A 24,334-nucleotide genomic window follows, 5' to 3' on the forward strand; every position below is an offset into this window, starting at 1 on the left:
CGTCGAATTCGCTTCTTTGCTGGAAATTTATACTTTCTTAACGTATAAAAAAGCGTAGGGTTCACCTAGCGACTCGAGCTGGACAATACCGCCCAAATAATATAAGGAAAGGAGACGGACCATTGCCTTTTATTCTTTATTTTCTTATCTTCATTTCATTTATCGACCTGTTTGCCCAATTTCCGATCACAAGCACATATGCCCAAAGTTTAGGAGCCAGCCTAGGACTCATTGGTTTTATTGTCGGAGCTTATTCTTTATCCAATTTGTTCAGCAATTTTTTCTCCGGTTATTTCGTTGATCATAAAGGACCAAAACAAGTAATGCTCTATGGATTTTTGGTAAATGGGGTAATTTTACTTCTTTATGCTATTGCTACTTCCCCAATGCAGTTACTTGCCATTCGTTTTATGAACGGACTTAGCGCCGGGATTATTACACCTGCTGCTTTTACATACTTGTCCTTATCGAATAAAAATAAAAAGAGCGGGAAAACCATGGCGTTCTCAGGTGCAGCAGTTGGTTTAGCGGCAATTGGCGGACCGGCCTTTGCAGGTATGGTCTCTGCGAAAAGTGGCAGCGAAACCGTCTATTTCATCATTGGTTGCCTGATGATTTTCGCATGTGTTTTGACAGCGTTATTAAAATCAATAGAAAGACAAAAAGATGTGGTACGTGGAAACAATAAAGGAAAAATTCAAGAACTGTTTAAAAACAAAGGTTTATTATTCGCTTTTCTTGGTGCATTATCATTATCGGCTTCTCAAGGTATCCTTGCCTATATGTTGCCATTAAAAGTGGATGGACTTGAGTTGGCAAACCATATCAGCGGAATGCTAATGAGTATCTTTGGGATTGTCGCTATTTTGTTTTTTATGCTGCCGACCAATCGGGTGTTTGATCGATTTCATAATGAATGGCTATTACCCATCGGTCTTGTTATCATTGCCGTTGCTCAAGCAGTCGCCGGTTTTGCCTTTAATTTTACATTCTTGCTTATGAGCATGCTTATATATGGAATCGGTTTCGCACTCATTTTCCCATCGATGAGCAGCCTTGTTGCGAAATATTCTTCTCAACATATTCGAGGGAAAGCCTATGGAATTTTCTATGCTTTTTATTCATTAGGTTCATTCCTCGGAACATCGATTACCGGGGCATTTTCACTGACACCTACCGGAGCGTTTTTCAGTGCAGCTGTATTTTTGTTGGTAATGAGTATTGGCAGCTTTGCCATTTTAAAAAGAAACAGCCATTTTTTAGCAAATAAAGAGGTATCCGGGTATTAAAAATGGATCCGCCTATTCGGATCCATTTTTAACCACAGCTTTTAACTATCCAATGCAGTTTTCAAGTCTTCAATTAAATCTTGAACATCTTCAATTCCGACAGAAATACGAATAAGTCCATCGGTAATCCCTAATTGTTCCCTTCTTTCTTTTGGTATCGAAGCGTGCGTCATTTTTGCCGGTAATGAAATTAAACTTTCGACAGCGCCGAGGCTTTCTGCTAATGTGAAAATCTTTGTTTTGGCCAGCACTTGTTCTGCTAATTCACCGCTTCCAACGTCAAAGGAAATCATTCCACCAAATCCGCGTGCTTGGCTTTTATGAACTTCATGCCCAATATGTGTCGGAAAGCCAGGATAAAATACTCTTCTCACTTTCGGATGCTCTTGCAAAAATTCAGCAATAGCCTTTGTATTCGCCTCAATTTCCTCCATGCGAATGGCTAATGTTTTAATGCCACGGATTAACAGCCAACTATCATCCGGACCGAGGACGGCACCTACTGAATTTTGAATAAAGTGAAGTTCACGGGCCAACCGGTCAGATCCAACAACTGCCACACCGGCAACCACATCACTGTGACCGCCTAAGTATTTCGTCGCACTGTGGAGAACAATATCCGCCCCGAGCTCCAACGGGTTTTGCCAATAAGGAGTGGCAAAAGTATTATCGACAATGACGAGCAAATCATTTACTTTGGCTATAGCCGCGATTTCTCGGATATTTGTAACTTTTAACAACGGGTTTGTCGGCGTTTCGATATAAATCGCTTTTGTATTCGATTGAATCGCTTTTCTTACTTGTTCCGCATCACTTGTGTCGACAAAGCTTACATCAATTTGATATCGGTTCAAAATTTTTGTGGCTAAACGAAATGTACCACCATATACATCATCCGTTAAAATAATATGGTCCCCGCCTTTAAATAAGTGCATAACAGCGGAAATCGCAGCCATGCCTGAACTAAAGGCAAAACCGGCGACACCGCCTTCTAGATCACGGATAATTGCTTCCAAAGCCTCACGAGTCGGATTCCCGGTCCTGGCGTATTCATATTTAAAGTTTCCAACTCCATTCTGTTTAAACGTACTTGCATGTGAGACCGGAATGGATACCGCTCCTGTTTGTTCATCGCGCGAAATACCGCCGTGAATCATTAATGTCTTTTTTCGCAAATCGCTTCCCTCCAATTTAAAATTCATAGATATTTTTTGATAAATAGCGCTCACTGCTGTCAGGGAAAATAACGATGATATTTGCCCCTTCCTTTGTGGTGTTTTCTGCTTCCTTCAATGCAGCAGCAAATGCAGCCCCGGAAGAGCTTCCGACCAACATTCCTTCCAACCTTGCCAATTGCTTCACTTGATAAAAAGCTTCTTCATCTGAAATCGTATAAATTTTATCAAAATAGTCGGGATTAATAAAAGAAGGAATAAACTCCATGCCAATCCCTTCTGTTTTATGCGGACCCGGCACACCACCATTTAGAATCGATCCTTGAGGTTCAACAATGACCGTTTTTATATGTTTATTAAATTCCTTTAAAAAACGGGCGGTACCGGTAAACGTGCCGCCACTACCCGCCCCTGCTATAAATATATCTACTTTTCCATCCAGTTCTTTGACAATTTCAGGACCAAGTGTTTCATAATACGTTAATGGATTCGCTTCATTTTCAAACTGCAACGGAATATACGAGTCAGGGATTTCGGCCGCTAATTGTTTTGCCTTTTCAATGGCCCCTTCCATTCCTTTTTCCGTTGGTGTATGAATGACTTGTGCGCCCAATGCTTTCATCAACATTTGCTTTTCAATGCTAAATTTTTCCGGGGCGACACAAATCACTTTGACATCCGTATGAATGGCAGCCAGTGCAAGACCAATTCCGGTATTTCCGGCAGTCGGCTCAATAAGTGTCCCTTTCGGAGAGATTTTCTTTGTTCGAAGGGCTTCTTCCAACAGCTTTTTCCCCAATCGGTCTTTTACACTGCCACCCGGATTCATGTATTCCAGTTTGGCAAAAATTTGCGCTCGCTCCTTAAACGGATGATGGTTGATTTTCACTAGAGGTGTCCGACCAATTGTCTCCTGTATATTGTTAAAAAGTCCCATTTTCAAACATCCTTATGCAAAAATCTCTTTCCATTCAGCTTTTTTAGCGAGCATCTTTCGGGCAATTTCTTTTGCACCTTCCAAGCTATGACTGGCCGCCCAGCCGCATTGCACCTCATTACAAGCCGGAACTTCTGTTGCATTTACCACATCTTGTAAAGTTTTTTCCAATAATTGAAGAAACGCATCATAATCACCGTCATTAATGATCGATACATAAAAACCCGTTTGGCAACCCATTGGACTGACATCGAAAATCGTGTGATGATGGTTACGGATGTGCTCAGCCATTAGATGTTCTAGAGAATGAAGCGCCGGCATTTCCATATGCTCTTTATTCGGTTGGCAGAAACGAACATCGTATTTATATATTTTATCCCCATTTGCCCCTTCACTGACGCTGGCTAAACGGACATATGGTGCTTTAACTTTCGTATGATCCAAATTAAAACTTTCCACATTCATTTTTTTAACTTCCATGACATCCACCTCCGAAATGTAATTCCTACTTTATAAGTATGATATTTTTCTGGCAAGTTGTCAAAGTAAAAATGAACAGAAATGATTAGTATTGACAAAAGGTGTGAGAAATTCATACTATATTTATAGGAATTATATGCATATAATTATTGGAGGTCTTCATATGGGAAGAGAATTTGATCCACTTTTCGATGAATGGGCAGCTACCTATGACGATACTGTTGCAGGGCATGATATCGAATATAAAGAAGTTTTTCTTCATTACGATGATATATTAAATGAAATTACAAATCGAGCAATTGACAATGTTTTGGAATTTGGTGTCGGGACGGGTAATTTGACGAAGAAGTTGTTAAATAAGGGGCTTGATGTAATTGGAATTGAGCCCTCAAAGGAAATGCGTACGTTGGCTAAACAAAAAATCAATCAATTGGAAATTTATGATGGTGATTTTCTATTGTTTCCTACGAATATAAAACCGATTCAAACAATTGTCAGTTCTTATGCTTTTCATCATTTAACAGATGAAGAAAAAAACAAAGCGATATCCATCTATGCAGAAATGCTTCCAAAAGATGGTAAAATTGTTTTTGCTGATACAATGTTTGCATCTGAACATGAAAAAACAATAATCTTGGAAGAAACGAAAAAACGAGGATATAACCGGCTGCTGGCTGATTTGCAAACGGAATATTATTCAACCATTCCTTTTTTAAAACAAAATATTGAAAAACACGGGTTTGCAGTTCAGTTTCATAGAATGAATAAGTTTGTTTGGATTTTAGAGGCAGTAAAAAATTAATGAACACAGGAAACACTTTTAACTGGTAATAAGAAAAGCGCAGAGCGCCCGCTTAGCGACGTACAAACTGGCCGGCTAAAAGCGGCAACGTCCTGTTGCAACGCCGGCATGACCACGTCCTGTGGCCCGACCTCCCCGCAATGAGAACAGATTTGCTTCCCCGAATAGGCATCGCACGAAGAAAAAGCGATTAGCTTTTTCGAGGACTCTGAATAATCTTCCTTGAATAAGCATCACACGAAGAAAAAGCGAGTAGCTTTTTCTAAGGAAAAGGAAACACGGCGACGAGCCGATGTTGACTTATCGTAGTGAAGCTACTCCTAGAGTGAACTTCATGAGTAATCTTCCTTGATATACTTCATGAAGCTTTGCGACGAGCTGAACATCCGCTTCCTCGAATAGGCTATGGCGCAGGAGCACATTAAAGGGGAGTTAGTTTCTCAGTCGCTGGCGCTCGGAGCTAGACAATAAAACTAATCCCGAGTTATTTACCTGTATTTTTATACTTTCTTATACTAAGAAAAAAACCGAGACTCGCGATAGTGATGTCCCGGTTTTTCGTATTATAATTCAAATTCGGTTGATGTGACCAAGTGAATGCCATCATTATTTACTAGTGTACGATAGGCCTGTTCGGTTTCATCTTCAAATCCGGGTATTGAACTCATGCCATCTTCTAATAAATAAATTTTTGCCGGATCATCTTTTACACTTTTTAAATATTCAACAAGCTGAATCACCGACTCCAATACGCAGTGAGATTTTGCTTCCCCGGCAATAATAATTTGATCATAATGTCTCATTGATTCCAGCAAGCGAATATTTGCTTCAATGTTTTTGCTGTATTCAGGGCGGAAAATGCCGTACATTTCTGTCGCCGGATAAAGCCCTTTTACCATTCGGATGACATTTGTCCGACGCACGACTGAATGAAAATAGATGATATTTGCGAATTGCCCTTCAAGTGAGGCTCCATATGTTCCTTCTATACAATGATACGGCCAAATGCATAATTGCTTTTTCCCGGATTTTTCAAGATTGACCACATATTCAACGCTCTCTTCTTTTTCATAGACAGGAATCCATTTCCCGCTTTCAACATCTTGAGTTGTAATGATTGTCAATGGTTGCGGGTGATTTCCAGCTTGATCTTCCCACCAGCACGGATGGAAAATTTGCCTTGGCTGATGTGTGTCTAAAGAAACAGCAATGTCTGTGATTTTATGTAAATGACGATAAATAAATTTTGTTACATTTTGAATGTCTTTATGGGCCCCAGGTACACCAAGCGCGCCATTTTCCATAAAATCATTTTGAAAGTCAATCCCTAAAAATAAAATCTTTTTCTTGTCATTTTTTGCCGGTACCGTTTGCTCAGCTTGTGCCAACGTTAATATATCATGCAAGTGTTTTTCATTCCTGCTGCCGATTTTGTTCACATTCACAATTTGTTCAAAAGCTGTTTTCAACAACGAGATCCCTCCCTTTTTGCTAACTTCCATCCCTATTTTATCATATAAAGGCTGGTTCACCTATTGATTACTCAGCTTTACTTGCCCTGCTCTCCTTCAATAAATCACGAATTTCCGTCAATAGTTGTTCTTCCTTGCTCACATTTTCTTCTTTTTCCTTTTCTTCATGTTTTTCACGGATATCCCGAAATTTGTTAAACAGCTTCACAACGAGAAATAAGGAAAACCCAATAATTAAAAAATCGACAACCGATTGGATAAAAAGACCATAGTGAATATCTTTATAAGCTAATTTTTCAAAACTGCCCTTTCCAATGATCAATGCAAAAATTGGCATTATGATGTCATTTACCAGTGAGGATACAATTTTATTAAAAGCCGTACCAATCAGTACTCCGACGGCTAAATCGATTACGTTTCCTTTCATGGCGAATTCTTTAAATTCTTTCAACATTTATCATCAACCTTCCTTTATTTTTCGGAAAATTTGTTCAAAACAAGCTTTTGTAATTTTTTCCCTATAAGACTTAAAAATATGGGCTTTTGGTATTAACCATATTAAACCAAAATATAGTGAATTTCAATTGAAGCACTTATCCACATACTCTGGTGGAGTTTTGTAAATAATACATTTGGCAAATAATAATAGTGAATAGTTTTACAAGAAAAATGAGGGAGTTAAAAATGCGTAAAGTTATATTATTTTGCTGGCGTTTACTTGACCCGATCTACTATCAATTTACCCGGTTAACCTATATCGATTATCGAAAGAACATTTTTCGGGTTCGTCTTACCCGTTACCTTGGACATCCAGTTGTATTGGCAGTTGGTACCCATATTCAAAAAAATGATTTATTGCTGAAAATACATTTTCACAATGTCCGGTTATTATCCGAACTTAGCCAAATTCAAAATGAGTTTCAGAAGGGTAAAGTTTTTTTTCATCTGGTCAAAGATTCCCTTCCCGGTATCGCGGACTTTCTGACCAAACATCCAAAACAACATCAAATAAAAGGACTCATCGGGATTACTTCATTAAACTTTCGCTCCAATCGATTAGGTTTTGAAATCTACCCGATCAAAAACAAAATCTATAAATTAATCAAAATGAGTGCTTTTTTACCAATTAACATCCTATCTTCGGTACCTGATTCACGCAACAAACCAAGCCATGAACCGGTCTACTTTTTCATGTCAAAGGATGTTCTATTTGAACGTCACGCAAATTTTTCCGAAAAAATTTATGTTCTTGAAGAAAATGGACTTATAGAAGGAGATGGAATCACTTGAAAAGAATCCTTTTTCTCCCCTTTTTACAAATTCCATCCGGCCATCACCAAGCAGCGGATGCGTTAATAGCTCAATTCGAATCGATGCCCGGTGTCGAATGCGAAAAAATTGACCTTTTCTCTTATAGTTACGGCCGGATCGAGCAAGTAATCTCCCGGTTTTATTTAAAGTGGATTCATCACTTTCCTACCAGTTACAGTACCTTATATAAAAGGATGGTTGTAAAAGACAGAAAAAGGGACATCTATTTATATGAATTGTTTTTCGAAAAACAGTTGGAACATTTATTGTACGAAAGAAAGCCCGATTGTGTCATTTGTACCCATGCCCTGCCTTCCCGCATATTGTCAAAACTAAAACAGGAAGGTAAATTTGACAAACCGGTTCTGAATGTCTATACCGATTTTTTCATTCATAAAGGATGGGGGACGAAGAATATTGACGTCCATTTTGTTTCTACCTACCGGATGAAAAACTATTTATTGACCATGGGAATCAAACCTCAACAAATTTATATGACCGGTATTCCACTTCATCCTTTATTGCAAAAAAAGCCGCTTATTCCGGAGCCGCCGAAGAAACGAATTCATGTACTTGTTTCTGGAGGCAGTATGGGTACAGGGAACATGCATGATTTAATTAAACATCTCCCTTTAAGGAAAGAATTACAATTTTTCGTTTTATGTGGAAAAAATAAGGCATTGTATCAGCAATTAATAAAATTAAACCGTTCTCATCTGATTCCTATTCCTTTTATTCGTTCTCGAAAAATGATGGACTGTATTTATAATTTTGCTGATCTTATTATCACAAAACCGGGGGGTGTAACCATCACCGAGTGTCTTCATAAACAAATCCCCATTTTTATCTATGATCATTTACCGGGGCAAGAAGAAATTAACTTTGAAGAATTACAAATTCAAAAATTGGTTCATGATGCGACCGGATGGAAAAAACAGAATCACCTTGATGATTTAATCATGAGTTTTGTTGAATCACCTAATTTAATCAGCGGCTACTATGAAAATATATACCGCTATGAAAGAAATAAAGATCCCGTGAACTCTTCTCAATTGATTATCGAACAATTATAGCAGATACCGAAAGAAATTTTTCAGTGAAATAAAATATTAGACAAGACCTATGTCAAAGATGCATATGTTATAGAAGACAAGCCAAAAGGGGGAAATTGGATGAGTCATTTTTCTGTTATACATGGTAAGCGGATCAGGAAAATTTTCTTAGTCGGAATATTTATCATTTCCGCATTCATCTGGTACTCTTTCCAAGCAAAAATGATATCAGCAACGGAAACGGCTAACGAGAACATCCGAGAAATTCATATGGTAACCGGTGAATTTACCACAAAGACAGCGGACGGGAAGGAAATCGAAGCTTATCGGTTTGACCCGGGGACAATTTTTTTAAAAAAGGGTGAAAAAGCGCTGCTAAAAATTTATGGTGTCAATGGAAATGAACATCCTTTTATCATTGAAGGAACGGATATCCAAGGAACGGTAGAAAAAGGAAAAGAGACGGTGGTCCCACTTCAATTTGAAAACGAAGGAACGTATCGCTTAGTGTGTATCAGTCATCTTGATTACACAAAGAACGGACCGATGATTGCTTATATTGTTGTCAATTAATATTTAGGTTCGTTCGGAAAATAAGCTGTACAAATGGTCAACATTGAGACTGAATCTTTTCATGCCTAAATGTTTTTGGACCATTTTGTCACAGCTTTTTCCAATTTATAAAACCAATTTAATTTGATTACCGGACGGGTCTTTTGTTAAATAGTCTGTATAAGCCGGATGTTCTTCTATTCATAGGGAGCAAGATTAAATGAACAACATTATGGATTATAGCACTTATTTTTTCATTCCCGTGAAGCATGCTCCACATACATTGAGGGTAGTTTAACGGTTCTTTTAGGACATTAAAAGAAAAGGAGCATCCATTGACTAAATGGACTGCTCCTTTTACTAATTGTGAGAAATTAATTATTTCCGTTTTGCTCGACAACATATTGATCAACCGTGCCTTCCATATAATTGTCGGTTGCTTGTTCATGGGTAATGCTTAAACCTTCAGTCAACTGATCTTTATGTTCCATCCCGCGCATACTTGGATCGTAGTACTTGCCAGCCAATTTACTCGATTCCTTATAATCCATCATCTCCACCCCTTTCCAAAGTTAAAGTTAGTTTGTGTATTAATTTAAAAGTCATTCTGTTTTTAGGCAGAACGTTTAACCATAATTTTGTCAAACTGATTTATTTGGAAATGGACAAACTAAAAAGGAATTTCCTAAAAGTGGGGGGATGATAATGAAAACACATGCTTCCAGACAATTTCAAGAAAACATCGATCAATATAAAATGCCGGAAGCCGTAAAAACATCTAAAAAGGGCTACTCGGATATGAGGCAACAACGGGAAATAATACAGATATAGGGAAAAAAACAGAGGGTTAATAAAGTTAGGGAGCTCGCCTCATTGGGAAAGCTCCCTTCTCAAGTTAAAAATTCCGCCACATTGGGAATTTTCTATTGAACAATCAGTTAATGGTCATTATAATAGATTTTAGTTAACTTTTTTATATTTCTGTTAACTATTTAAGATAAAGGGGGGAGAAACTTATGCAAGCGCAACATAACCGATTAAAAATGATGATTATTGTCGCGTTATTCGCAAGTATGATCGGAATTCTGGCTCAAGTTACGATTCCGCTTCCGATCATACCGATTACCGGTCAAACTTTAGCGATTGGTCTGGCAGCAACGATACTTGGCTCAAAATTTGGTACATACGCAGTGATTCTATATTTTTTAATGGGCGCAATCGGTATTCCTGTTTATTCGAACTTATCATCAGGTGTTTCTGTTTTATTCGGTCCGACCGGGGGATTCATTGTTGGATTTATCCCAACAGCATTTATTACCGGTTATATATTGGAAAAAACGTCATTCCGGATCATGACGGCAATGATAGCCAATACAGTTGGTATGTTTGTCACCTTAGCTTTTGGAACTGCATGGTACAAAATTTCTGCAGATGTATCATGGACGGTAGCTTTTACGACTGCTTTTGTCCCGTTTATCATCGTCGGATTGGTAAAAGCTTATTTAGCTTCACTAATTGGTATTACTGTTCGCAAACAATTAATTCATGCAAAATTACTTCCAACTGGTACACCTAAACAAAAACATGACACAACGATCGAATCAACAACGACCATTCAATAATAAAGTTAAAGGGCAAAATCGATCTTTTTGATTTACGCCCTTTTTTACTATGTTTTATACCCGGCTCCCAATAATCACTCCAACCAAAGCAAACACGAAACCAAAAATAATAGTGATTATTAAATAAACAATCATGCCTTTCGTTTTATTTGCTTCCTGTAAGCCGATTAATTCAACGATAAATGTCGAAAAAGTTGTGAATGCGCCAAGAAAACCAATACCTAAAAGTGAATAAATATATTGGTTGGTATCAAAACCAATAATCAATCCTAATAGGAAAGACCCGAAAAGATTAACAAATAAGGTCCCATAAGGTAAAAAGCCAAATTTCCTATTCCATTTTTCACTAATATAATATCGACTTATAGCCCCGAAAAAACCGCCAATGGCTATTAGTAATACTTCCATTCTTTATTCCTGCCTATTCTTAACTATTTCATTTTTACTCCATTTTCTTCCCATGCTCATGCCGAGATAAGAGAAACTTAAGCCAAGGAGAATGGATAAGAACAAATACATGATTCCGATTGTATAGTTTGCATCGCAAATGAATCGGACAATTTCATTAGTAAATGCTGAAAAGGTGGTAAACGAACCAATAACACCCGTTGTTATCGCCGTATACATTTTCCTTTGGCGAAATTCTTTTTCCAAAAAGTAACTTGATAAAAAGCCAAGCAGGAAAGAACCAATTACGTTTACAATAAAAGTTGGAAGCGGGAAATGATGGTAAGTAAAGTTAACAGTTAAAACAGACACAAAGTATCGCAACAAACTACCGATTACCCCGCCCAAGCCAACATAAATCCACATAATCACACCTCAACAACAATTAATCAGTTATCAGCCTATTCATAACTCTCCCTAAAACATTCGTTATATTCCCGGCAACAATCGATCTTTCATTTTGTTCTTTTACAAGTTCATCGGCACACAAACCATGCAGATAGACAGCATTGGCAATTGCACTCGTTATGTCGCTTTCGCTGCATATGAGTCCGAGTATCATTCCCGTTAATGTATCACCGGAACCTCCTTTTGCTAAAGCCGCATTCCCTGTCCGATTGATAAATCCAGTGCCATCTGGAAAAGCAATGACCGTATTCGCCCCTTTTAATACAACAATCACATTTTTTTGAAGGGCAAATTGACTACTTATTTCTAATCGATTCGCTTCGATTTCTTTTACACTGAGACCGGTGAGACGACTAAATTCACCCGGATGTGGTGTAATAATGATAGGGGCTTTCCTTGGAGCAAATTCTCGTTTTCCTAAAGCACCTGCATCTATAACGAGTGGAATCTCTTTTTCCCAAACATTTCCCAACACTTGATCAATTAATTTTTCATCTGTCAAACCGGGGCCGATTGCCATCGCTCTAATCCCGTCAGGAAATGCCCCGACAGCTAATTTATTTAATCCATCGTGTAAATAAGTCGCTTCCGGAAGGCGAGTAGCAATAATACTTGCTGCATAAGGAGTTGTTGCAATCACCAGTTTCCCGATACCTATTTTCATCGCCCCTAAGCCTGCAAGCATGGCACTCCCGGGCATTTCATCAGTCCCTGCCACTAATAAACCGGTTCCAAATGTTCCTTTATGTGAATTGCTTCCCCGCTTTTTCATTGTCCGCTTCACATCTTTCTCCGACCAGATTTTCCATTTTGCATCATGTGGTAAACCAATATCAATGCTTTCCGGTTGTCCGAAAAATGTATTGGACGGCAGGAGAAAAGTAGAAGGCTTGAAGCCGTGTAATGAAAATGTGTAATCAGCGTGAAAAGCAATATCTGCCTCACCACGATCAGCCAAAACCCCGGTTGGTAAATCAATGGCTATTTTTAGCGCATGTTGCTGATTACACCACTTGAGCAGATCCTGATACGATTGATTTAACGGTAGCCGTGTTCCGACACCGAGAAGAGCATCAATGATAACATCATACGGACCATCACCAATACTTGTTGACCAAGAATAACCCAAACTTTTATAATACCGAAAATGTTCGCTTGCTGAATCAGACTTTGGTTCACCAAATGGAAAAACGAGATCAACATTATATCCCCATTGGTTTAAATATCTGGCAAGAACAATGCCATCACCGCCATTATTGCCACGTCCGCTTAATATTAAGATTCTGCTGTTTTTATTTAGGATTTCTTTTATTCGTACAAACAAACTTCTGCCTGCTGTTTCCATCAAGGCATTGCCGGATAATCCGTTTTGTGCAGCTGTTTCATCTGCTTTCCTTATTTCAACCTCTCTATAGATGAACAATGTAGATCCCTCCTATATTGTCTTCATGGTAAAGAATTTGGTGCACTTGGATTTCCTCATCATAACGATATCAATCGTAAAAAATAAAAATCCCTGAAAAAGTCAGGAATTTCAATCATTTACTTCAACAAAGTAATCTTTATAGTAGCCGCCGATTCTTCCGGAGTTATCAATAAGAAAATAAAATTCTTCTGTTTCATTTTTGACATCATACACTTTTTCTTCTGTCAACATATGATTCACCATATATTTTTTTGCATTTGTATGTACACATTTTACTTTTTTCAGTGTTTTCCGTTCTGTCCAATCTTTATGAATCATCTCAATCACTCCTTCCACTTCATTATAGGAGTGAATGCTCGTTAAATCAATAGTAATAAAGAGAAAAGGATCAGCTGAATTCTCAGTGATCCCGGACAGTCGAGTTAATTAATACCAATTAATTCTTTTTTAAGTTCTTCATTCATCATTTGCGTCGTCCACTTTACGGTTTCTTTTTTGATAATTTCAACATCTTTCATGACACCAAGGGAACTTACAGCAAACTTCACTCCGGCACAAAGTCTTTCTTGCTGTTTTATATCATCTGTTGTAAAAGTTAACGAAATTCGGGCAATTCCATCTTCAGTTACTTCCACATCATATACTAACCCTAAATCAACGATATTCACTCCGATTTCCGGATCGAATACATACTTTAATTCTTCATATATTCTATCCTTGACATTCATCAGGATTCCCTCCAATATTTGTTCTACCTTTATTATAAAAAATTCACACGTTCTTAGATTTTCATTTTTTAACAATATTGTGTCAAGATAAGAACGGTTTTCATGTAAATGTTGTTATTTTTTACGATTCATTTTTAAAACGTGTCAATGCTTTAGTTTAGGATTCAAAAGCTTGTCCGAAAACAATTTGGCCAAACAACTGTTTTCATCTTTATCTGCTAAGCAATCCCCCATTGTTTTTACTTGTTTTACCATCTTTTTTTAGATGTTTTCTACAAATAATATAGTCATCACATCTTTCAGAAATGGAGAATGAGTATGGAGTATACCGGTACCCTATGGGAAAAATACGTTTCCGAGGAAGAACGTAAGAAAAAGAAGAAAGAAAAAAAACTGGAAGACAAGCGGTGGGCTGTTGTATCCATTGCCTCTATACCGCTAGTAATGACATTAGGCAATTCCATGTTAATTCCTGTTCTCCCAACAATGGAAAAAGAACTGGATATTACACCTTTCCAATCCAGTTTGATCATCACTGTCTATTCGGTTGTTGCCATTATTTTTATTCCGATTGCGGGTTACTTATCAGATCGTTGGGGCAGAAAGAGAGTGATTATTCCCAGCCTTCTGTTAGCGGCAATCGGCGGTGTGATTTCCGCGTTTACAGCTTGGCAGTTGCAAAATGCTTATTGGCTTATTTTGATTGGGAGAACTTTACAAGGAATTGGTGCAGCCGGAGCTTTCCCGATTGTTCTTCCACTTATTGGCGATATGTTTCATTCTGAAGATAAGGTCAGTTCCTCCCTTGGGATTATTGAAACGGCCAATACGTTAGGAAAGGTGGTAAGTCCAATCCTTGGAGCTGTATTTGCCAGTGTTATTTGGTTTTTACCGTTTTTTTCCATACCCGTTTTTTGTACAATTTCCGTTTTAATGATGGTGTTTTTAGTGAAAAGTCCAAAAATAGAGGAAGGACCCAAATTAAATGAATTTTTACGGAGAACGAAAAAAATATACAAACATAACCGCCTCTGGCTAAAATCCATCTTTTTTATAGGTGGTATTTTAATGTTCATTTTATTTGGCGTCCTTTTCTATCTCTCTTCTGTATTGGAGTCAAAATATGGGATTGGCAATATTAAAAAGGGATTTTTTTTAGCCATTCCGTTAGGTGCTCTTTGCATTGCCTCCTATATTGCCGGGAAAGCCATTAAAGAAAATAAATCTTTGATGAAATTGGTTACCTTTATTGGACTCGTTTTATTAGCCATTAGTACAGTAGTCTTAAGCTTTTTTGAAAGTCTTTGGCTGCTTATTGGTTTATTTGTCATTGGCGGAATCGGAATTGGCATAAGTTTACCTTGTCTTGATTCCCTCATTACGTCCGGAATTGAGGAGGAATTTCGTGGCACTATTTCATCCATTTATAGTTCCATGCGCTTTATCGGTGTTGCCTTTGGTCCTCCGATCATTGCCATATTAATGAAGAAATCGAATATATTGATATTCTATTTATTAGGGGGTTTGGCCGTATTATGTGTCCTTGTATGTATATTTGGCATTAAGCCGGAGAAACATGCCGTACGTTGATCATATAGTTATCAGAAAAAGCTGTTCTCTAGTACTTTTTATACTTATAAAGAAAGATGCTGTCCAAGGTGTCTGACCTCATCCAACTTGCTCAATCTTGTTTCTGCGATATCCAGTGTAGGCAAGATACAGCATTCCGGGTCAGTTCCTTTACTTGGACAGCTTTTTTTGTACGTTAAGAAAGTATAAATTTCCAGCAAAGAAGCGAATTCGACGTAGTTGGAAATTTTAAGAATTAAGTATAAGTGCAACTACGGCTCTGCTTTCGCCTAAAGGCTCGGCAATCGCCGAGTTTTCTTTATGAGAAGGATTGGCATGTTGCCTTGATTAAGGATGGTTTTATGTAATTTTTTTTATTCATTCTTATCTGGAAATGGATTGTCCAAATTTTTGTCCTAAACAGACCTTTTCATGAATATGATGGTACAAGCTATACCATTATGGAGGTCGTTGACAGATGACAGTCTTTTTTAGTTACATCCTTTTAGGTCTCTCCCTCGCTGCTCCCATTGGACCGATTAATGCTGCCCAACTTGATCGTGGCATAAAGCATGGTTTTTTTCATTCATGGTTTGTCGGACTTGGTGCTATGTTGGCGGATGGTTTATTTATGTTACTTATATTTTTTGGTGTCGTACATTTTCTGGAAATCCCGTTCATGCAGACATTTTTATGGCTATTCGGCTTTTTTGTCCTTATTTATACCGGGGTTGAAAGTTTAATTCAAACTGCCAAAATTGACACAAGAAATGAGCGCAATAATGAACCCTTAATAAAATCTTTTTTGACCGGCTTTTTTATGTCCTTATTAAATCCGTTATCGATATTATTTTGGTTAGGTATCTACGGATCTGTCTTAACGACAACCGTAAAACAATACGGACAAGAACAATTGCTCCTCTACAGTTCTGCTATTTTTATCGGACTTTTTATTTGGGATATTACAATGGCAGGAATTTCAAGTACATTCAAAAAATACTTTGCAACGAAATTCTTAAAACTGCTATCCATTATCTCCGGGTTATCCCTGATCGGCTTCGGTATTTATTTTGGTTATCAAGGAATAAAAGCACTATTTTATTTTTTTATACAGAAAATGCCGGGTTTTCTCGTTTAAAGAGCCCGGCATTTATTCTATATATTTCAAATATTTTCCAGCCTTTCAAATAGTCCTGTCTGTTTCGTTCGTTGCCCTTCCTCTTTCGCACCTTTAAAACGGCGATTCATGATGACAGTCACAATTCCGATGACGAAAAGAAAGCCGATACTGATGAAAAATCCAGGTCTGCTCGAATGATAAATAAGAGATCCGGTCACTGCTGATAAGATCAATACTGTGGCAATAATCCGTTTGATCTGATCAACACGAGTCAAAGTCAGTAATCTTTTGCCTGAATACAAGATGAAAACCCAATTATAAAGCAACATTAACCCTGCTGCTGTTGTAATATATTCATAAACGGAATTTGGCAACAATAACCCTAAAACAATGGAGACAATCAGCCCGCCTGTCGTTAATACTAAAGCAGGGAAAGGAACTTTTAATTTGCCTTTCTTACTTAATTTCTTCGGCGCATAGCCTTCTTTTGACAATGAAATCAGCAATGTTGTAACCGCATAAAGGGAAGCAGACATTGTCGAAAATCCGGCAATGACTAAAATAGCCGTAAATAAATGGGGAATAAATGCTAAACGAAATCCATCCAAAGCAACGACGAACGGACTATCATCCATCGTAAATTTTGATAATTGAACTAAAATAACCGACATTCCGATCGAAACAAGGTAGATGGTCGTCAGTAATACAAGCATTACTTTCCCTGACTTTGGTGCATCTTTTGCATTTTCCAATCTCGTTGCATAGATGCTCATTATTTCAATCCCACCAAATGCATAAAAGGAAAATAGAAGTGCTGCCCAGACTCCTTTCAATCCGGCCGGTAGAAATGTCGTTAATGAATTAGGAAAATAGGTTCGACCTCCACCTCGGTCCAATACACCGAACAAACCAAGGATGGCGAGGATAATAAACATTACGATGGCAGACAATTTGGCAATGGCAAACAAGTTTCCGAGCCGTTCAAACCATTTAACTCCTACCAGTACTACAATGATTCCTAATACGGTATAAATACTGGCAAAAATCCAGATCGGAACTTCCGGAAACCAAAATTTTGTAAAAATGGAAATGCCCGTAAGCTGACTGCCCATGATTAACATTTCCGAACTCCAATACACCCAACCGCTTGCGAAACCTGCCCAATTTCCAAACGCTTTTTTTGAATAATAACTAAAGGAACCGGACTGGGGATCATCTGCTGTCATTCGGCTCAACACATCATAAACAATATATGTGCCGATTGCCGCCAACAAAAACGTGACCAATACGGCAGGTCCGGCAGCTTTGATGGCAATATTCGATCCGAGAAAAAAACCGGTGCCAATAATAAAACCAGTTCCCAAAATGGACAATTGCCACCATTTTAATTTTTTTTCTTCTTTATTCATCCAGATCCTCCCCAAATTGATATTTTAAGATGTTTGTTAGTGTTCCCCTCAACAGTTGAAAATAATCGTTCTCTGTCAACTCCTTCATGGATTTCAGGAAAGTTTTACTAATGGTTAAGTTAAAACAAATAGGAAACGATAATATTGTAAATTAAAGCTATAAATTGGGAGGTTAATGTATGGTATTTTAAGCGGAAACCCAAAAAATGAACCATTACATTATGGGGAAGTATTTGGTATATGGTCATTTTTATTTACATCACAAGCATGTGTTGCCGCCTATCAGACGATGTTAAACCATGCTGGTGACGGTGATCTTAAGGAATTAATTCATGAAGCGATTACAACAAGTCAAGAAGAAATGAAAGAAGTAGCAGAGTTGTTAAAAGAAAATGGTGTTGGTCTGCCACCTTCGCCACCAGCAAGACCGGTTGCAGATTTAGAAAGTATTCCTGCAGGCGCAAGATTTATGGATAATGAAATTGCGGCAAAAATATCCGCTGACATCACGGCAGGATTAATCACCTGCAGTACGATGATGGGGCAAGCCATTCGGGAAGATATTGCCTTGTTATTTGGCAGATTTCACGGAAAAAAAGCGGTTCTTGGCGGCAAATTTTTGCGACTGAATAAAGAAAAGGTTGGTTAGTTCCACCGCCGCTCCATTTACAACCAAAAGAGGATTAAATCATTAACAGTAACAGTTTCGACTAAAAACAACAAAGGGGCTGTCCCCAAGTGATGGACAACCCCTAATTATTTGATCAAGATTTCGTTATTTTACATTGAAGTGAACAAGATTATATCTTTTGAACATTTACTGCTTGAGGTCCTCTTTGACCTTCTTCAATATCAAATGAAACGCTTTGTCCTTCTTCCAATGTTTTGAAACCTTCTCCTTGGATGGCAGAATAATGTACAAATACATCGTTGCCGTCCTCTTGTTGAATAAAACCAAATCCTTTTTCAGCATTAAACCATTTTACTTTTCCTGTTGCCATGTAAATCCTCCTAAAAAATAAATGTGGGCTTTCTACCCATACATTACTAGTATAAATGAAAAATTAAATTCTAAACGTTCTTTTTGAAAAAAACAAGAAAAATTAGTGGAAGAAATTTCAAAAATTAAATTTGGTGATGAACCACTTTGCCCATCACCAATGATTTATTATAGTCTTACAACGTTAGCAGCTTGTGGTCCACGGTTACCTTCAACGATATCAAAAGAAACAGATTGCCCTTCTTCTAATGTTTTGAATCCATCACCTTGAATAGCTGAATAATGTACAAATACATCATTTCCGCCGTCTACTTCGATGAATCCGAAACCTTTTTCTGTGTTAAACCATTTTACTTTACCTTGATTCATGTTAATCCTCCTAAAAATATGAACATTTTTACATACTTCTTATATAATGAAAAAAGTCGCAAACCGAGATGCAGGACAACTTAAATCGCCTACATCATTTGGTGTTGCGACTTTAAATCCCAAAAAAATATAAAGAACTATGTATCACACTTATAAATATAAAGGAATTTGCTGAAAATGTCAACTCAAATATTAGGGTTTTTTTTAAAATTTTGCAGTTTCCCTTATTTTTCTATCCTCTATGGACGGTAAGTTAATACAATCGGACGCATACGGGCAGCCCGTTCCTCACCAACTTTTTTTATAAATTCGAAAATCTTGAAAGTGGGGGTCTTGACTGCCGTTAAGATCGGATCCATTTTTTTAATAAAACGGTTTAATCACACCACAAGCAAGTCGTTTTCCTGCGTCACCTGCAGGCTGCGTCCGGAAGTCATCAGGGCTTTCATGAATGATCATTGCTTTCCCAATCACTTCACGGACACGAAATTTGTCCGTAAACACATTCATGCGTGTGTACCCGTTGTTCGAAAATATGACAGGCAGATCCCCTGCATGATTCCCATGTGGTTGATTGGTCGGGTTCCAGTGACCGCCGGCTTCTTGAAACGGATCATCCCCCTTCCCTACCGCACAACTGCCTTTTTCATGAATATGAAAGCCATGTGGACCGATAGGGTCTTGACCATTTCCTCGCTTTTGATATGGCGGTAGCCCGTTTACCTCAACAAACACATCGGTTCCATTGCCCATATCGGTAAATACAACAAAGCCATGAATATTCGGTGCCAATGGTCCCCCTTTTATTTCAGCGTAAGCCCTCACCGGTGTTTGACTACCGCGGTAATACAATGGCCATGGTTGAACAGGATAACAAAAATAACCAACCTGATACAATACCGCTTCCTCCTCTTATATTTTTCTCTCTATTGTATGTTAAGAAAAAAATCGTGCCACTTCTTATCAGCCTCTTCCCTTACTAAGCTTTTTTCTTGGCACGGGTAACAGGTTTCCGTTTTTTAACCGGTTTTTCTTTTGTTTCCTGATTCGGTTTTGTTCGGTCTATCGAAGCTTGTAGGGCTGCCATTAAATCCATAACATTATTCGGCTTATCTTTTGTCTCGGGTGTCACCATTTCTTCTCCTGTCCGTTTTGCTTCAATTAAGTTTAATACCGCTTCTCGATATTCATCATGATATTTTTCCGGATGAAATTCCGTTGATAATTGATCAATCAAAAGAATGGCCGTGTCCAATTCCTTCTTTGTTATTTGGTTAGCAGAAGGGACATTCGGTACGTCCTTTGCTTTTCGAACCTCATCGGGATAATGAATTGTCTCCATTACCAATGTGTTTTCATAAACCCGGATCACGGCAAGCTGATCTTTGGATCGGATGACAATTTTGGCAATACCGACTTTTTCAGTTTCTTGCAACGCTTTTCTTAATAATGAATACGCTTTAACCCCTCCTTCATTCGGAGACAAATAGTAACTCCGGTTAAAATAAATCGGATCAATATCTGTGATTTTCACAAAATCGATAATCTCAACTGCTTTATCTTCTATTTCTTTTTCAAGACCGGCAAAATCTTCATCCTCAATAACGATATATTTTCCTTTTGTATACTCATAAGCCCTCACAATTTCATCATTGGAGATTTCTATATTACAATTGGGACATACTTTTTGATATTTGATGGGGGTATGACATTTTTTATGCAGACTCCGAAATTTTACATCTTTATCTTCCGTCGCAGCATGCAATTTTATCGGAATATTTACTAACCCGAAGCTGATACTTCCTTTCCACATTGTATGCATTTCATAATCATCCCTTTATCTTTGTTTTTATTACATAGTGTTCATAAGCACCGTTTTTTTCATACAGATGAACTTTTGGTAAATAAGTTATTACTACTATAGATATAATAAGAAAAGCGCAGAGCGCCCGCTTAGCGACGTACAAACTGGAGCGCCCCGCAATGAGAACAGATTTGCTTCCTCGAATAGGCATCGCACGAAGAAAAAGCGATTAGCTTTTTCGAGGAAAAGGAAACACGGCGAGGGACGAGCCGATGTTGACTTATCGTAGTGGAGGGGAGTGAAGTTTGCTAGTCGCTGGCGCTCGGAGCTAGACAATAAAACTAATCCTAAGTTATTTACTTGTATTTTTATACTTTCTTATACTATAAGAAAAGCGCAAGTAGCGACCACTGTTAGATGATACCAGCTTTTCAAAGTTCTTTTATTAAAAAACGGGTGATAAAAAATGAAACCAATGCTGCCTACACTATCCTTTGATGTTCCAAAAGAAGAAAAATGGGTTTATGAAATTAAATATGACGGGTTTCGTGCCATCATACAAATGGATGATCAAGGAATTGATATGATTAGTCGCAACGGTAAAAGTCTGATTGACCAGTTTCCTGAAGCAGTCAATTTTTTTAATCATTATAAAAAACAATTATCCGATTTTTTTCCCATCCTATTGGACGGTGAATTGACCATTTTGGAAAATGACAGTAAGAGTGATTTTTTTCGTTTGCAGACTAGGGGACGAATGCGCAGTAAAAAGCGAATTTTTGAAGCATCGCTGTCAAACACTTCCACTTATCTTGCGTTTGACTTACTTCAATTAAAAGGTCAATGGGTGACAAAGCAGCCTTTTCTAAAACGAAAGGAGCTGCTTTATCAAGTGATGAAGCATTGCAGTCTTCCCCTTTCACCCGACCCGGCCAATCATTGCTTTATCCAGTTTCTTCCATTTCATAAAGAGTTTCATGAGGTTTGGGAAACGGTCAAGCAGAAAGAAGGAGAAGGAATCGTCGCAAAGCAGGCAGAAAGCAAATGGATTGAAGGAAAGAGAACGACACAATGGCTTAAGATCAAAAATTGGAAAAAAGTGCACTGTTTCATTACTGCTTTTGAGAAAAACAACGGATTTTTTCATGTTGCTGTTTATGAAAAAGAAAAGATCATTCCCATAGGTCTTTTCAAAAATGGAATGAATCAGGATGAAACAAATATATTGATTCAAATAATGAAGAAAAATGCCACCGATGAAGACGCCCAATTCGTGTATGTACAGCCTTCAATATGTGTAGAATTATTTTATTTACAATTTTATGATGGAACTTTACGTGAGCCGTTTTTTTCTCAATTTCTTTTCCAGACATCACCGGCTAACTGTACCCTTTCCAAGATGATGGAAATGTCCGAAGTGAACAAGACGGAAACTGATACGGATATTCCGATCAATATCACCCATCCGGAAAAACCGCTTTGGGAAAAAAATTCAATAACGAAATTAGATTATATTAAATATCTGAAATTTATTTTCCCTTATATGGAACCGTTTTTAAGAAATCGATTACTTACTGTTATCCGCTATCCGCATGGGATTTTCGGGGAAGCTTTTTTTCAGAAAAACTGTCCGGACTATGCACCGGACTTTGTCGAGACTTATTTGGACGAAGGAATAAATTATATTTTATGCAATAATTTTGAAACATTTCTTTGGCTCGGCAACCAGTTGGCAATTGAATTTCATACCCCATTCCGAACCATTGATAAAAAATTCCCGACAGAAGTTGTTATTGATTTAGATCCGCCAACAAAGGCAGAATTTCCGCTGGCCATCGAAGCTGCCCTTTATCTAAAGGAAGATATTATTGACAAGTTAGGACTTCATGCTTTTGTCAAAGTGTCCGGCAATCGGGGAATTCAAGTGTATTTTCCGCTATCCGGCAACCGAATCACTTGGAATCAAACGAGGAAGTTCACTGAATTTATCGCCAATTATTTACTTATGAAAAATGACAAGCATTTTACAATTGAACGGTTAAAGAAAAACCGCGGTCATCGGTTGTATGTTGATTACATCCAACATGCAAAAGGAAAGACGATCATTTGCCCGTTTTCGGTTCGGGGAAATGCAAACGCCGGTGTGGCCGCACCGCTGGAATGGGATGAGTTAACCGATAACATCACCCCCGACGGTTTTTCCATAGATGTGGTTATGAAAAGGATAGAAGGAAAAGGAAATCCCTTTGCTTCTTTTTTTCAAGTTGACAATGACGGGCCACTACAGGAAATGATTCGTTTCATAAAAGACAAGTAAGCCGGATGCATGAATCGCTATTTAGATGGATTCTCTGCCAAAAATTCCCATCCGTTTTTGTTTCGCTTTTTCTTCTATTTTCCGGTATTGTTCAACTTCATCTTCATATACTTGTAATTTGGTGAAGTCTATCATGAGATCTCTTGAAAGATCAACCGTTACCTTACCATCAAATTCATAAGTTCCATTGCCAATTAGGTCGATCCATTGTTTGTCGTCTTGCTTATGAACAATGGTCTTGACAAATCCGCCGTTATTGTAAACGATAAGCGGTGTTTCATAGTCGTGGAGTCCGTTCAATATAGCAACCAAGCTCGAAGCTGACATTGCGGTTCCGCAGGCGTTCGTAAAACCGACTCCCCGTTCAAATGTATGAACAAAAATTTCACCCTTTTGAATCGGATAAATGAAACTAACATTAACACCGTCAGGAAAATATTGATTTTCTTTGTTAACAAATGAAGCAATCCGCTCCTGTTCCCCTCCAAGGAGAATCTCTTTCGGAACAATGGAAATGAGATGAGGATTCGGGACGGCAAGCGCAGTAAATGTTAAGTTTTCTGATAAATAGGGCAGTTTTTCATTTATGATCATTGCTTTTTCCGTATTCATCGGTAATGATGCCGGATCAAACAAGATTGGTGAAATTTCAACTTGGTAAAAAGGAAGATCTGCTTGTTCAACATATTTTTTTACATATAAATCTGCTTTTAATGTTTCAACAATCACTTCTTCTTTACCTGTTTGTTCAAGAATATATCTTCCGGCAACACGTAAACCATTGCCGCACATGGATGCCACTGTGCCATCCGAATTATAGATGGACATTGTTCCGTCTGTCCGGCCGCCGACAGTAACAAAAAGAATCCCGTCCGCTCCAATTCCGGTTTTCCGGTCGCATAAAAGAAGAGCCAGCTTCACCTTTTCTTCGTGGCTAAGTTCCCTTTGCATATTTTTTTCATCAATTAAAATAAAATCATTTTTGGAACCGTGCACTTTTTTAAAGGTACATGTAAACATAAAAAAACTCCTTACATTCTATTTC

27 protein-coding genes and 1 pseudogene are annotated in these 24,334 nt (G+C 38.0%); 11 read left to right on the forward strand and 17 right to left on the reverse strand.

The window, feature by feature from the left end; translation table 11 throughout:
* The first annotated feature begins 122 nt into the window (after positions 1–122).
* Positions 123–1,289, forward strand: a complete 1,167-nt coding sequence (locus tag LIZ98_RS09650) for an MFS transporter (RefSeq protein ID WP_227139587.1) — start codon at positions 123–125, stop codon at positions 1,287–1,289.
* 41 nt (positions 1,290–1,330) lie between these two features.
* Here the strand turns inward: LIZ98_RS09650 and LIZ98_RS09655 are convergent, their stop codons facing one another.
* From LIZ98_RS09655 to LIZ98_RS09665, 3 genes are read right to left on the reverse strand one after another with little or no spacing between them, the layout of a single operon-like run.
* Complete coding sequence (locus tag LIZ98_RS09655) at positions 1,331–2,464, reverse strand: bifunctional cystathionine gamma-lyase/homocysteine desulfhydrase (protein ID WP_227139588.1); 1,134 nt, start codon at positions 2,462–2,464, stop codon at positions 1,331–1,333.
* Between the two features lie 16 nt (positions 2,465–2,480).
* Positions 2,481–3,401: a PLP-dependent cysteine synthase family protein gene (locus LIZ98_RS09660; RefSeq protein ID WP_227139589.1), complete on the reverse strand. Its 921-nt coding sequence runs from the start codon at positions 3,399–3,401 to the stop codon at positions 2,481–2,483.
* Between the two features lie 12 nt (positions 3,402–3,413).
* The gene (locus LIZ98_RS09665) at positions 3,414–3,881 is read right to left on the reverse strand and encodes an S-ribosylhomocysteine lyase (protein WP_034770477.1); all 468 of its coding nucleotides are present in this window, start codon (positions 3,879–3,881) and stop codon (positions 3,414–3,416) included.
* Positions 3,882–4,044: 163 nt separating this feature from the next.
* On the opposite strand from LIZ98_RS09665, the gene LIZ98_RS09670 reads away from it, so the two are divergent.
* Positions 4,045–4,683, forward strand: coding sequence for a class I SAM-dependent DNA methyltransferase (locus tag LIZ98_RS09670; protein WP_227139590.1), 639 nt, complete (start codon positions 4,045–4,047; stop codon positions 4,681–4,683).
* Between the two features lie 563 nt (positions 4,684–5,246).
* Here LIZ98_RS09670 and LIZ98_RS09675 read toward each other — a convergent pair.
* Together LIZ98_RS09675 and mscL are read right to left on the reverse strand one after the other, a co-directional pair.
* Positions 5,247–6,155, reverse strand: a complete 909-nt coding sequence (locus tag LIZ98_RS09675; RefSeq protein WP_227139641.1) for a cysteine hydrolase family protein — start codon at positions 6,153–6,155, stop codon at positions 5,247–5,249.
* Between the two features lie 67 nt (positions 6,156–6,222).
* Positions 6,223–6,609 (reverse strand): large-conductance mechanosensitive channel protein MscL, encoded by a 387-nt coding sequence (gene mscL, locus LIZ98_RS09680; RefSeq protein WP_216407800.1) that lies wholly within the window; start codon positions 6,607–6,609, stop codon positions 6,223–6,225.
* Between the two features lie 230 nt (positions 6,610–6,839).
* On the opposite strand from mscL, the gene LIZ98_RS09685 reads away from it, so the two are divergent.
* From LIZ98_RS09685 to LIZ98_RS09695, 3 genes are all read left to right on the forward strand, one after another.
* On the forward strand, positions 6,840–7,445 hold the full coding sequence (locus LIZ98_RS09685) for a YkoP family protein (protein ID WP_227139642.1): 606 nt from the start codon (positions 6,840–6,842) through the stop codon (positions 7,443–7,445).
* Entirely contained in the window at positions 7,442–8,539 is a 1,098-nt protein-coding gene (locus LIZ98_RS09690) for an MGDG synthase family glycosyltransferase (RefSeq protein WP_227139643.1), read from the forward strand. The genes LIZ98_RS09685 and LIZ98_RS09690 overlap by 4 nt, the downstream gene beginning before the upstream one ends.
* 99 nt (positions 8,540–8,638) lie before the next feature.
* A complete protein-coding gene (locus tag LIZ98_RS09695) occupies positions 8,639–9,091 on the forward strand; it encodes a cupredoxin domain-containing protein (protein ID WP_043988581.1) in 453 nt (150 codons plus the stop codon).
* 353 nt (positions 9,092–9,444) lie between these two features.
* Here the strand turns inward: LIZ98_RS09695 and LIZ98_RS09700 are convergent, their stop codons facing one another.
* Complete coding sequence (locus LIZ98_RS09700; RefSeq protein WP_081912326.1) at positions 9,445–9,621, reverse strand: YozQ family protein; 177 nt, start codon at positions 9,619–9,621, stop codon at positions 9,445–9,447.
* Positions 9,622–9,775: 154 nt separating this feature from the next.
* Here LIZ98_RS09700 and LIZ98_RS17960 point away from each other — a divergent pair, with 154 nt between their 5' ends.
* Together LIZ98_RS17960 and LIZ98_RS09705 are read left to right on the forward strand one after the other, a co-directional pair.
* The gene (locus tag LIZ98_RS17960; protein ID WP_255602154.1) at positions 9,776–9,901 is read left to right on the forward strand and encodes a hypothetical protein; all 126 of its coding nucleotides are present in this window, start codon (positions 9,776–9,778) and stop codon (positions 9,899–9,901) included.
* 185 nt (positions 9,902–10,086) lie between these two features.
* Positions 10,087–10,692 carry a biotin transporter BioY gene (locus LIZ98_RS09705; protein ID WP_227139644.1) on the forward strand — a complete coding sequence of 202 codons (606 nt, stop codon included), beginning with the start codon at positions 10,087–10,089 and terminating at the stop codon, positions 10,690–10,692.
* Positions 10,693–10,746: 54 nt separating this feature from the next.
* Here LIZ98_RS09705 and LIZ98_RS09710 read toward each other — a convergent pair whose 3' ends face one another.
* The 5 genes from LIZ98_RS09710 to LIZ98_RS09730 all read right to left on the reverse strand — a co-directional run bounded on the left by LIZ98_RS09710 (position 10,747) and on the right by LIZ98_RS09730 (position 13,701).
* Entirely contained in the window at positions 10,747–11,100 is a 354-nt protein-coding gene (locus LIZ98_RS09710) for a fluoride efflux transporter FluC (RefSeq protein ID WP_216407776.1), read from the reverse strand.
* A 3-nt stretch (positions 11,101–11,103) separates the two neighbouring features.
* Positions 11,104–11,505, reverse strand: a complete 402-nt coding sequence (locus tag LIZ98_RS09715) for a fluoride efflux transporter FluC (RefSeq protein WP_041902634.1) — start codon at positions 11,503–11,505, stop codon at positions 11,104–11,106.
* A 19-nt stretch (positions 11,506–11,524) separates the two neighbouring features.
* Positions 11,525–12,970 (reverse strand): NAD(P)H-hydrate dehydratase, encoded by a 1,446-nt coding sequence (locus tag LIZ98_RS09720; RefSeq protein WP_227139645.1) that lies wholly within the window; start codon positions 12,968–12,970, stop codon positions 11,525–11,527.
* Positions 12,971–13,081: 111 nt separating this feature from the next.
* Complete coding sequence (locus LIZ98_RS09725) at positions 13,082–13,291, reverse strand: DUF6501 family protein (RefSeq protein WP_041845631.1); 210 nt, start codon at positions 13,289–13,291, stop codon at positions 13,082–13,084.
* A gap of 104 nt (positions 13,292–13,395) precedes the next feature.
* The gene (locus tag LIZ98_RS09730; RefSeq protein ID WP_043988579.1) at positions 13,396–13,701 is read right to left on the reverse strand and encodes a metal-sulfur cluster assembly factor; all 306 of its coding nucleotides are present in this window, start codon (positions 13,699–13,701) and stop codon (positions 13,396–13,398) included.
* A gap of 318 nt (positions 13,702–14,019) precedes the next feature.
* On the opposite strand from LIZ98_RS09730, the gene LIZ98_RS09735 reads away from it, so the two are divergent.
* Together LIZ98_RS09735 and LIZ98_RS09740 are read left to right on the forward strand one after the other, a co-directional pair.
* A complete protein-coding gene (locus LIZ98_RS09735) occupies positions 14,020–15,291 on the forward strand; it encodes an MFS transporter (RefSeq protein WP_227139654.1) in 1,272 nt (423 codons plus the stop codon).
* 457 nt (positions 15,292–15,748) lie between these two features.
* A complete protein-coding gene (locus LIZ98_RS09740) occupies positions 15,749–16,408 on the forward strand; it encodes a LysE family transporter (protein ID WP_227139646.1) in 660 nt (219 codons plus the stop codon).
* A 26-nt stretch (positions 16,409–16,434) separates the two neighbouring features.
* Here the strand turns inward: LIZ98_RS09740 and LIZ98_RS09745 are convergent, their stop codons facing one another.
* Positions 16,435–17,799, reverse strand: a complete 1,365-nt coding sequence (locus LIZ98_RS09745) for an amino acid permease (protein WP_227139647.1) — start codon at positions 17,797–17,799, stop codon at positions 16,435–16,437.
* A gap of 175 nt (positions 17,800–17,974) precedes the next feature.
* On the opposite strand from LIZ98_RS09745, the pseudogene LIZ98_RS09750 reads away from it, so the two are divergent.
* A pseudogene (locus LIZ98_RS09750) lies at positions 17,975–18,486 on the forward strand (DUF3231 family protein).
* A gap of 113 nt (positions 18,487–18,599) precedes the next feature.
* On the opposite strand, the gene LIZ98_RS09755 reads toward LIZ98_RS09750, so the two are convergent.
* The 4 genes from LIZ98_RS09755 to ku form a co-directional block, all read right to left on the reverse strand.
* Positions 18,600–18,800: a cold-shock protein gene (locus tag LIZ98_RS09755; protein WP_034770500.1), complete on the reverse strand. Its 201-nt coding sequence runs from the start codon at positions 18,798–18,800 to the stop codon at positions 18,600–18,602.
* 167 nt (positions 18,801–18,967) lie between these two features.
* Positions 18,968–19,168, reverse strand: coding sequence for a cold-shock protein (locus LIZ98_RS09760; RefSeq protein WP_034770502.1), 201 nt, complete (start codon positions 19,166–19,168; stop codon positions 18,968–18,970).
* 363 nt (positions 19,169–19,531) lie between these two features.
* Complete coding sequence (locus tag LIZ98_RS09765) at positions 19,532–20,020, reverse strand: superoxide dismutase family protein (RefSeq protein ID WP_227139655.1); 489 nt, start codon at positions 20,018–20,020, stop codon at positions 19,532–19,534.
* Between the two features lie 127 nt (positions 20,021–20,147).
* Positions 20,148–20,990, reverse strand: coding sequence for a non-homologous end joining protein Ku (gene ku / locus LIZ98_RS09770; RefSeq protein ID WP_227139648.1), 843 nt, complete (start codon positions 20,988–20,990; stop codon positions 20,148–20,150).
* A gap of 448 nt (positions 20,991–21,438) precedes the next feature.
* On the opposite strand from ku, the gene LIZ98_RS09775 reads away from it, so the two are divergent.
* Complete coding sequence (locus tag LIZ98_RS09775; protein ID WP_227139649.1) at positions 21,439–23,289, forward strand: DNA ligase D; 1,851 nt, start codon at positions 21,439–21,441, stop codon at positions 23,287–23,289.
* 21 nt (positions 23,290–23,310) lie between these two features.
* Here LIZ98_RS09775 and dapF read toward each other — a convergent pair whose 3' ends face one another.
* Positions 23,311–24,309, reverse strand: a complete 999-nt coding sequence (dapF, locus tag LIZ98_RS09780; RefSeq protein WP_227139650.1) for a diaminopimelate epimerase — start codon at positions 24,307–24,309, stop codon at positions 23,311–23,313.
* Positions 24,310–24,334: the final 25 nt, after the last annotated feature.

Origin of the sequence: Caldibacillus sp. 210928-DFI.2.18 (genome assembly GCF_020554505.1) — a bacterium.
Classification (GTDB): Bacteria; Bacillota; Bacilli; order Bacillales; family Caldibacillaceae; genus Caldifermentibacillus; species Caldifermentibacillus hisashii.

Excerpts from the sequence above, each read along its gene's own strand:
- LIZ98_RS09660 (WP_227139589.1), bottom strand. The coding sequence starts at position 3,401 with ATGGGACTTTTTAACAATATACAGGAGACAATTGGTCGGACACCTCTA.
- LIZ98_RS09665 (WP_034770477.1), bottom strand. The coding sequence starts at position 3,881 with ATGGAAGTTAAAAAAATGAATGTGGAAAGTTTTAATTTGGATCATACG.
- LIZ98_RS09670 (WP_227139590.1), top strand. The coding sequence starts at position 4,045 with ATGGGAAGAGAATTTGATCCACTTTTCGATGAATGGGCAGCTACCTAT.
- mscL (WP_216407800.1), bottom strand. The coding sequence starts at position 6,609 with ATGTTGAAAGAATTTAAAGAATTCGCCATGAAAGGAAACGTAATCGAT.
- LIZ98_RS09685 (WP_227139642.1), top strand. The coding sequence starts at position 6,840 with ATGCGTAAAGTTATATTATTTTGCTGGCGTTTACTTGACCCGATCTAC.
- LIZ98_RS09695 (WP_043988581.1), top strand. The coding sequence starts at position 8,639 with ATGAGTCATTTTTCTGTTATACATGGTAAGCGGATCAGGAAAATTTTC.
- LIZ98_RS09700 (WP_081912326.1), bottom strand. The coding sequence starts at position 9,621 with ATGGATTATAAGGAATCGAGTAAATTGGCTGGCAAGTACTACGATCCA.
- LIZ98_RS17960 (WP_255602154.1), top strand. The coding sequence starts at position 9,776 with ATGAAAACACATGCTTCCAGACAATTTCAAGAAAACATCGATCAATAT.
- LIZ98_RS09705 (WP_227139644.1), top strand. The coding sequence starts at position 10,087 with ATGCAAGCGCAACATAACCGATTAAAAATGATGATTATTGTCGCGTTA.
- LIZ98_RS09710 (WP_216407776.1), bottom strand. The coding sequence starts at position 11,100 with ATGGAAGTATTACTAATAGCCATTGGCGGTTTTTTCGGGGCTATAAGT.
- LIZ98_RS09715 (WP_041902634.1), bottom strand. The coding sequence starts at position 11,505 with ATGTGGATTTATGTTGGCTTGGGCGGGGTAATCGGTAGTTTGTTGCGA.
- LIZ98_RS09725 (WP_041845631.1), bottom strand. The coding sequence starts at position 13,291 with ATGATTCATAAAGATTGGACAGAACGGAAAACACTGAAAAAAGTAAAA.
- LIZ98_RS09730 (WP_043988579.1), bottom strand. The coding sequence starts at position 13,701 with ATGAATGTCAAGGATAGAATATATGAAGAATTAAAGTATGTATTCGAT.
- LIZ98_RS09735 (WP_227139654.1), top strand. The coding sequence starts at position 14,020 with ATGGAGTATACCGGTACCCTATGGGAAAAATACGTTTCCGAGGAAGAA.
- LIZ98_RS09740 (WP_227139646.1), top strand. The coding sequence starts at position 15,749 with ATGACAGTCTTTTTTAGTTACATCCTTTTAGGTCTCTCCCTCGCTGCT.
- LIZ98_RS09745 (WP_227139647.1), bottom strand. The coding sequence starts at position 17,799 with ATGAATAAAGAAGAAAAAAAATTAAAATGGTGGCAATTGTCCATTTTG.
- LIZ98_RS09755 (WP_034770500.1), bottom strand. The coding sequence starts at position 18,800 with ATGGCAACAGGAAAAGTAAAATGGTTTAATGCTGAAAAAGGATTTGGT.
- LIZ98_RS09760 (WP_034770502.1), bottom strand. The coding sequence starts at position 19,168 with ATGAATCAAGGTAAAGTAAAATGGTTTAACACAGAAAAAGGTTTCGGA.
- ku (WP_227139648.1), bottom strand. The coding sequence starts at position 20,990 with ATGCATACAATGTGGAAAGGAAGTATCAGCTTCGGGTTAGTAAATATT.
- LIZ98_RS09775 (WP_227139649.1), top strand. The coding sequence starts at position 21,439 with ATGAAACCAATGCTGCCTACACTATCCTTTGATGTTCCAAAAGAAGAA.
- dapF (WP_227139650.1), bottom strand. The coding sequence starts at position 24,309 with ATGTTTACATGTACCTTTAAAAAAGTGCACGGTTCCAAAAATGATTTT.